At 75.2% G+C, this 6,000-nt stretch carries 6 protein-coding genes and 1 tRNA gene; 3 read left to right on the top strand and 4 right to left on the bottom strand.

What is annotated here, in order from left to right; genetic code table 11:
- Window positions 1-297: 297 nt before the first annotated feature.
- The 3 genes from BJP40_RS19105 to BJP40_RS19095 form a co-directional block, all read right to left on the bottom strand.
- A complete protein-coding gene (locus BJP40_RS19105; RefSeq protein ID WP_071281382.1) occupies window positions 298-540 on the bottom strand; it encodes a DUF2277 domain-containing protein in 243 nt (80 codons plus the stop codon).
- Between the two features lie 16 nt (window positions 541-556).
- Window positions 557-925: a hypothetical protein gene (locus tag BJP40_RS19100; protein ID WP_226962675.1), complete on the bottom strand. Its 369-nt coding sequence runs from the start codon at window positions 923-925 to the stop codon at window positions 557-559.
- Window positions 926-1,036: 111 nt separating this feature from the next.
- Window positions 1,037-1,663, bottom strand: coding sequence for a hypothetical protein (locus BJP40_RS19095; protein ID WP_071267400.1), 627 nt, complete (start codon window positions 1,661-1,663; stop codon window positions 1,037-1,039).
- Window positions 1,664-1,844: 181 nt separating this feature from the next.
- Here BJP40_RS19095 and BJP40_RS36110 point away from each other — a divergent pair, with 181 nt between their 5' ends.
- Entirely contained in the window at window positions 1,845-3,335 is a 1,491-nt protein-coding gene (locus BJP40_RS36110) for a helix-turn-helix transcriptional regulator (RefSeq protein ID WP_071281381.1), read from the top strand.
- Window positions 3,336-3,402: 67 nt separating this feature from the next.
- Window positions 3,403-3,477 carry a 50S ribosomal protein bL37 gene (locus BJP40_RS36355; protein ID WP_099048249.1) on the top strand — a complete coding sequence of 25 codons (75 nt, stop codon included), beginning with the start codon at window positions 3,403-3,405 and terminating at the stop codon, window positions 3,475-3,477.
- A 750-nt stretch (window positions 3,478-4,227) separates the two neighbouring features.
- Here BJP40_RS36355 and BJP40_RS19085 read toward each other — a convergent pair.
- A tRNA-Val gene (locus tag BJP40_RS19085) sits at window positions 4,228-4,299 on the bottom strand.
- Between the two features lie 164 nt (window positions 4,300-4,463).
- Here BJP40_RS19085 and BJP40_RS19080 point away from each other — a divergent pair.
- Entirely contained in the window at window positions 4,464-5,714 is a 1,251-nt protein-coding gene (locus BJP40_RS19080; RefSeq protein WP_071281380.1) for a hypothetical protein, read from the top strand.
- Window positions 5,715-6,000: the final 286 nt, after the last annotated feature.

Genomic DNA, 6,000 nt, shown 5'->3' with positions numbered 1-6,000 from the left:
GCGGCGGGCGGCGGGCGGCGGGCGGCGGGCGGCGGGCGGCGGGCGGCGGGCGGCGGGCCACCATCGCATGCGGCCTACTGTGCGCGGCGGTGGGGAATCGAGCCCGGCCGGGACCGCCGGGACGCCAGACGACGAAGCGGACGTGCTTCCCGACGAGGTCGCCGGAACTCCGGACGCCACCAACGGGCTTCCGGCACGCGGCCACCGAGGGGAGACCGCCGAAGCCCCGCGGGCCGTACGGGCCGTCCCCCTGTGGGCATGGGTGTCGGGCGGCCCCGGCAGAACCCGCCGCAGCGCTCACGCACTTCCGGCTCGGGTGTCCGGCCGCCGCGCGCCGCGCACTTCGAGGCCGTCGAGGAGCCGGCGCGTGGCGTCGGCGACGTCCGCGACGGCCTGCTCGAAGACCTCCCGGTTGTGGGCAGCGGGCGCGCGGAACCCGGAGACCTTGCGCACGTACTGGAGCGCTGCTGCGTGGATGTCCTCCTCGGTGGCCTTCTCGGGCAAGGCGGGCGGGCGGAGGGTCTTGATGCTGCGGCACATGCCTTCAGTGTGCCGCTCACACCCTCCAGAGCGCGTCGCGCCGGTGACGGGCGGGCGGCACGTCGACGTCGTCGGCGGCGTCCCGGTCCAGCTCCCCGGTCGGCCGGTTCACGAGCGCGCGCAGCAGCCGGACCCCTGCCCGCAGCTCCTGGCGCCCCCGCCGCTCCTGCCCGGCGCTCCAGCGTGCGACGGAGGAGTCCTGGACGGTGCGCGCCCAGGTGCGGACGGTGACGAGGCGGCGTACGCGCTGCGGGAACGGCCGACGGCCGCCGTGCCCGGCTGAGGCGAGCACGGCGGCGCTGTAGCGCAGGTCGTGGTGCAGGGTGGTGAGAGCGGTGTCGTACCGGCGGTGTGCGCGCGCACGGTGGTGTGCGGTGCGGGCCATGTCGGGCTCCTTCGGCGGAAACCCGCCAGGTCGTCTCCTGGCGGGCCACCGGAAGCCCCGCGGCCCTTCGCCCCGTTCCCCCCGCGCACCGCACATGCCGGCGACCCTACGTCAGTGGAGCTTCTGCACCGCCTTGACCGTGGCCTTCTTGAACGCCGGGACCGGCGTGTCCTCCAGGCCGCCCATCTGCCCCCACATCACGAACGTGACCGTGCGCCCGTCCCGGCCGATGCCGATGAGGTGGGAGTCGACCGTGCTCCCGGGCAGCTCGGTCTGGATGCCGTACACGTGGGCGCCCTCCTCGACGGCGAGCTTGCCGTGGTCCTTCCAGGAGGCGGTGGCGCCGGGGGTGGCGGTCAGCCAGTCGCCGGCGCACCGGGCGACGGCCTTCTCCGCGGCGGCGAAGAGCCGGGCGGCGGCGGACGTGCTCGGCGAGGTCACGGAGAGCTGCAGGGCGCCCGTGTCGAGGTCCGAGTGGTACTGGCGGTGCCAGGTGGCCCCCTTGGCGGGCAGCACCTTCTCCAGGCAGAAGGGCGGGGCCTCGGTGGTGCCCCGGGTGACCTTGCCGGCGGTCCACTCGGTGCCGGACCCGTCCGGGATGTCGGCGGCGGCGAGGAACCCGGGAGCCTTCGGCTGGGCCTTGGCGGGGGACGCGGTGGCGGAGGAGACCGGCGCCATGAGGAGGGCGGCGGAGGCTGCGACGGCGAGGGCGGCGGCGCGGTGCTTGCGGAGTGACATGAGAAGTGGCCCCGTTTCGGTGTGGTCGTCCGACTCGCTGCGAGCCGGTGGCACCACCTTCGGCGGCCCCGGGCCGGCCCGGCAAGCGACCCGGCCCTGAACGGGACGCCGGGACGGTCACGCGTACCCTGGCCTGGGCAAACGTCAACTGCCCGGGACGCGAAGCGGGATGGGGGAAGGCATGGGACAGGGCACGGGGGGCGGCACGGCGGGGCAGCCGGAGGAGGTCGAGCGCTTCGCGGAGCACCTGCGCGACCTGAAGGACCGCACGGGCCGCAGCTACGGGGCGCTGGCGGAGCGGCTGCACATCGGCCGGTCGACGCTGCACCGGTACTGCCTCGGCGAGACGGTCCCGGTCGACTACGCGGTGGTGGACCGGCTGGCCCGCCTCGCGGGCGCGTCCCGCGAGGAACTGGTGGAGCTGCACCGCCGCTGGGTCCTGGCGGACGAGGCCCGCACCAGGGCGGCGACCCGCCCACCGGAGCCGGAGCGGCAGCCGCACCCCGCCGGCCCGCCCGAGGCGCCCCACGGCACCCCGGGAACCGCCCCCGCCGACGCCGCCCGACACCGCGACCGGCCCGGCGACGGAGGTGACGCGGGACACCGGGCGGACAGCGCCCCCGGGCACGGCACCGGCGACGACACCGAGCACCCCGCAGACAGCGCCCACGGGAACGGCAGCGGCCCGCACCGCCCCACCGGAGACCACCCCGGTCACAGCAGCAGCGGGACGCCGGAAAGCCCCGCAGGGAACACCGGCGACACCGGCCGCCCCCACGACGGCGACACCCTCCTCCCGGCCCCCGGTGCCCCTCCGTCCCCCGAGCCGCACATCCGCATCCGGCAGCCACGGGCGGACGGGCCGCGGCAGGGGGCCGCGAAGCCCCACCGGCTGCGCTGGGCGGTCGCAGCGGGCACCGCGGCGGCACTGGTGGCCGCGGCCGTGATCGCCGCGGACATGACGGGCCTCCGCAGCGGGCCCGGGCAGGGACCGGCCACCGATGCGGCGGCGCCCACCGGCGCCCCGAGCTCCGCCCCTCCCCCGCAGGAGGCCGCGGACCCGCCCACCTGGATCGCCGACTCGCACGTCTGGGACGAGGGCTGCGACCACCGCTACCTCGTCGACCGCGCCCCCTCGGCCGTACCGGCCCCGCCCGTCGAGCAGGACGCCCGCACGTGGGCGCAGGGACTGGGCGCGGTGCACGCGGGCAGGACCGTCGTACGCGCCACGGTGAGCGCCCCGCAGTCGGGCTCCGCGGTGGTCGAGCGGCTCTCCGTCCGGGTGGCGGAACGCCGGACCCCCCTGGACTGGCCGGTGTACGCGATGAGCGACGGCTGCGGCGGATCACTGTCCCCGGCGTACTTCGCGGTGGACCTCGACGCGGCCCGCCCACTGGCCCGCCCGGTGGACGGCGCCGACACGGAACGCACCCTGCCCGCGCCCCGCCTGCCGTACCGGGTGACGAAGGACGACCCACTGGTGGTCCGGGTGGAGGCGGCGGCCGCCCACTGCGACTGCGACTGGTACCTGGAGGCCGAGTGGAGCAGCGGCGGGCAGCGGGGCACCCTCCGCATCGACGACGGGGGCCGCCCCTTCCGCACGAGCGGGGCCGCCGAGCCGGGGCGGGAGCACGCGTACGCGGTGGAGACGGGGACCTGGGCGGCACGCTGATGCGCCGGCAGGACACCGCCCCTAGACTGACACCACCCCGAACACCCCCAAAAGGGAGAAAATAGCCATGTCGAAGCGAGGCAACAAGCGCCGCGCCCGCAAGGGCAAGAAGGCCAACCACGGCAAGCGCCCCAACGCCTGACAGCCCCGCCCGCCGACGCGCCCCCGCCCGCGCGCCGGCGCGGGAAGGCCCCGAGCCGCAGAGACGGCCGGGGCCTTCGCACGTGCGGAACGGGCACCCGCCTCCTCGCGAACCGACCGCAAGGAGCGCTACCGAGCGGCGGCGGTCCCCGGGGTTGCGGTACGACGCTGCTGCGCCGGGACCCCCTGCTCAGCAGCGACTCGAAGGGAAGAGCCCGTACGTGGACGGCAACTGATCCGCGACGCCGGCGACCCGCACAGGAAGCGCCGACAGTGCACGGCTCCCCGGTGTTCTCCCGCTCGTCTCGGACTGATCGAACACGGAAGGGGCGGAGGTGGTCTCCGCCCATAGCCAGCCTCGAACCGACTGATCCCAAGAACGGGCAGGAGAAGAGGCGTGTTTCCCTTCGACCTCGCGATCGGGGTCGTCGTGGTCCGTGGTCCCGACGCAGCGCGTTCAACTGCGTGGTCACGGCATGCTCAGCCTGGGGCCAGGCACCTCGGCCGCACGGCGCGGCGCTGATCCATCAGCATCCGATCGACGGTCGTGACCGGGAGAGGGCCGATCCTCGTCGACCTTAAATCCGAGAGACCCACGATCAGGACGGCTGATGTGGACGCGCTGTGGACCCGATACGGCACGTGAGTGGCACGGCGCCTCCTCAATCCGTGAAGGCGGAGAAACGAACAAGGCCCAGGACTCCCGGGATACGGCGGGATGACCTGGGCCTTCGGCGTACGGCCGATCAAGTGGGCGCGGACGGTTTCGAACCGCCGACATCTGCTTTGTAAGAGCAGCGCTCTACCCCTGAGCTACGCACCCGTGGAAGGAGCCCACAGCGTACATCGCCCCCCGGTGGGGTTCGCAAACCGTTGTCGGGGGGTGGGGCGCGCGAACGGAACCGCTCGGTTGTTCGTCGTACCGGGTGGGAGAATGAACCGGGCTCGATGGGCCGGCTCGGACACGTACGGTGACGGGGAGCGGATGTGACGGTGGGCGGTGGCGGGCGGCGCTGGTTCGGGGGCGGGCGTGTCGAGAGCCAGCGGGCCGAGGCGCAGGCAGCGAAGGATGCCGCGGCGGCTGCGTTCTACGAGCTGGACACCGCCCAGCGGGGCCTGCGTATCTCGATCGAGACGATCACCGCTGTGGACGGGTCGCCTGACGCCCTGCGCGTCGTCGACCGGTTCGCCGCCCTCGGACGCCGTATCGACGACGTGAGCCACTCCTACATCGAGGCGGTCGACTCCTACGACCTGGACCGCGACGATCTGGAGGGGGCCGTCGCCGTCCGTGCGCGCACCGATCTGGACCGGGCGAAGGACGAGCTCGTGCGGGTCAAGGGCGAGCTGGAGCGGTTCGAGCGGGAACTCGGGCCGCTGCTCGACAAGGCGGAGACCCAGCTCGCCCGCCTGGCCCCGGCGGTCGAGCGGGCGCGCGCCGCGCTGCGGGCTGCCGGCGACGCCCTCGACGAGGCCCGGGCGGGCGGACTGCGCGCCGACGACCTGGCCGCCCGGCTCGCGGCGCTGGGTCCGGAGCTGACCAAGCTCAACCAGGGCGCCGGGCAGCACGGCGTGCAGGAGACGCTGCGCCGCGCCGACCAGGTGCTGCGGGAAGCCGAGGCGATACGTGCGGAGGCCGAGCGGCTTCCGGAGCGTGCTGCCGAGACCGACAAGCGGCTCGTGTCGCTCCGAACCCGCGCGCAGGCCCTGGCCCACCGGGCCGCCTCCGTCGACCCGGTACTGAGCGAGCTCCGCCGCAGGTTCAGTGCCGCCTGCTGGCAGGACCTCCAGCCCGTGCCCGCGCGGGCCGCGGAGAACGTACGGCGTGCGGAGCAGAAGCTGGCGGAGGCGGCAAGGGCCCGCGAGGAGCAGCGCTGGGCCGATGCGACCGCGCTCCTGTCGACCGTACGGGCGCTGCTGAACGCCACCGACGAGGACGTGTCGGCCGCCGGCGAGCGGCTGCGGCGGCTGGACGCGGTGGCGAAGGACCCGCAGCAGGAGGTGGAGCGGACCCGGTTCGCGATCCGGGACGCGCAGCGGTTCGCCATGGCCGGGCGGCACACGCCCGACCCGAGGCATGCGCAGCCGCTCGACGGTGCGGTGGCGCGGCTGGAGCGGGCGATCAGCGGCCTGGAGGGGCGGCATCCGGACTACTGGCACTTCCTGGCGGAGACCGAGGCGGTCAGGGCAGCGGCGACCCGCGTCGTGGAGCAGATCCGCGAAGAACGGGCCGGGTGAGGGGCCCCGCGGTGTCGGCGGGAGCGTGGCTCCGCGGGCGGGTGGTGTGTGCGGTCGGGTCGCCGGCACCTGCACCGTGCGGGAGTTTCCTTGCTCCCTTCGGGAGCCTCGCTGTCCCCTGGGGCGGGAGTCGCGCGGCGGGAACCGGGTGAGGGCTGCTGAGTGCGCGGGCCGCCGGACGCGCGGCCGGCCGCGGGTCTCGGGGCGGTGGGCGCGGGAAGTGCGTCGGTGGCCGTCGGTGGCCGTCGGTGGCGGTGAGGCCGCCGTGGGCGTCGTTAGTCTGTGC

Source organism: Streptomyces sp. CC53, from assembly GCF_001865245.1.
Lineage (GTDB): Bacteria > Actinomycetota > Actinomycetes > Streptomycetales > Streptomycetaceae > Streptomyces.
The sequence above is the reverse complement of the archived record's forward strand: the minus strand, read 5'-3'. Positions and strand labels throughout refer to the sequence as shown.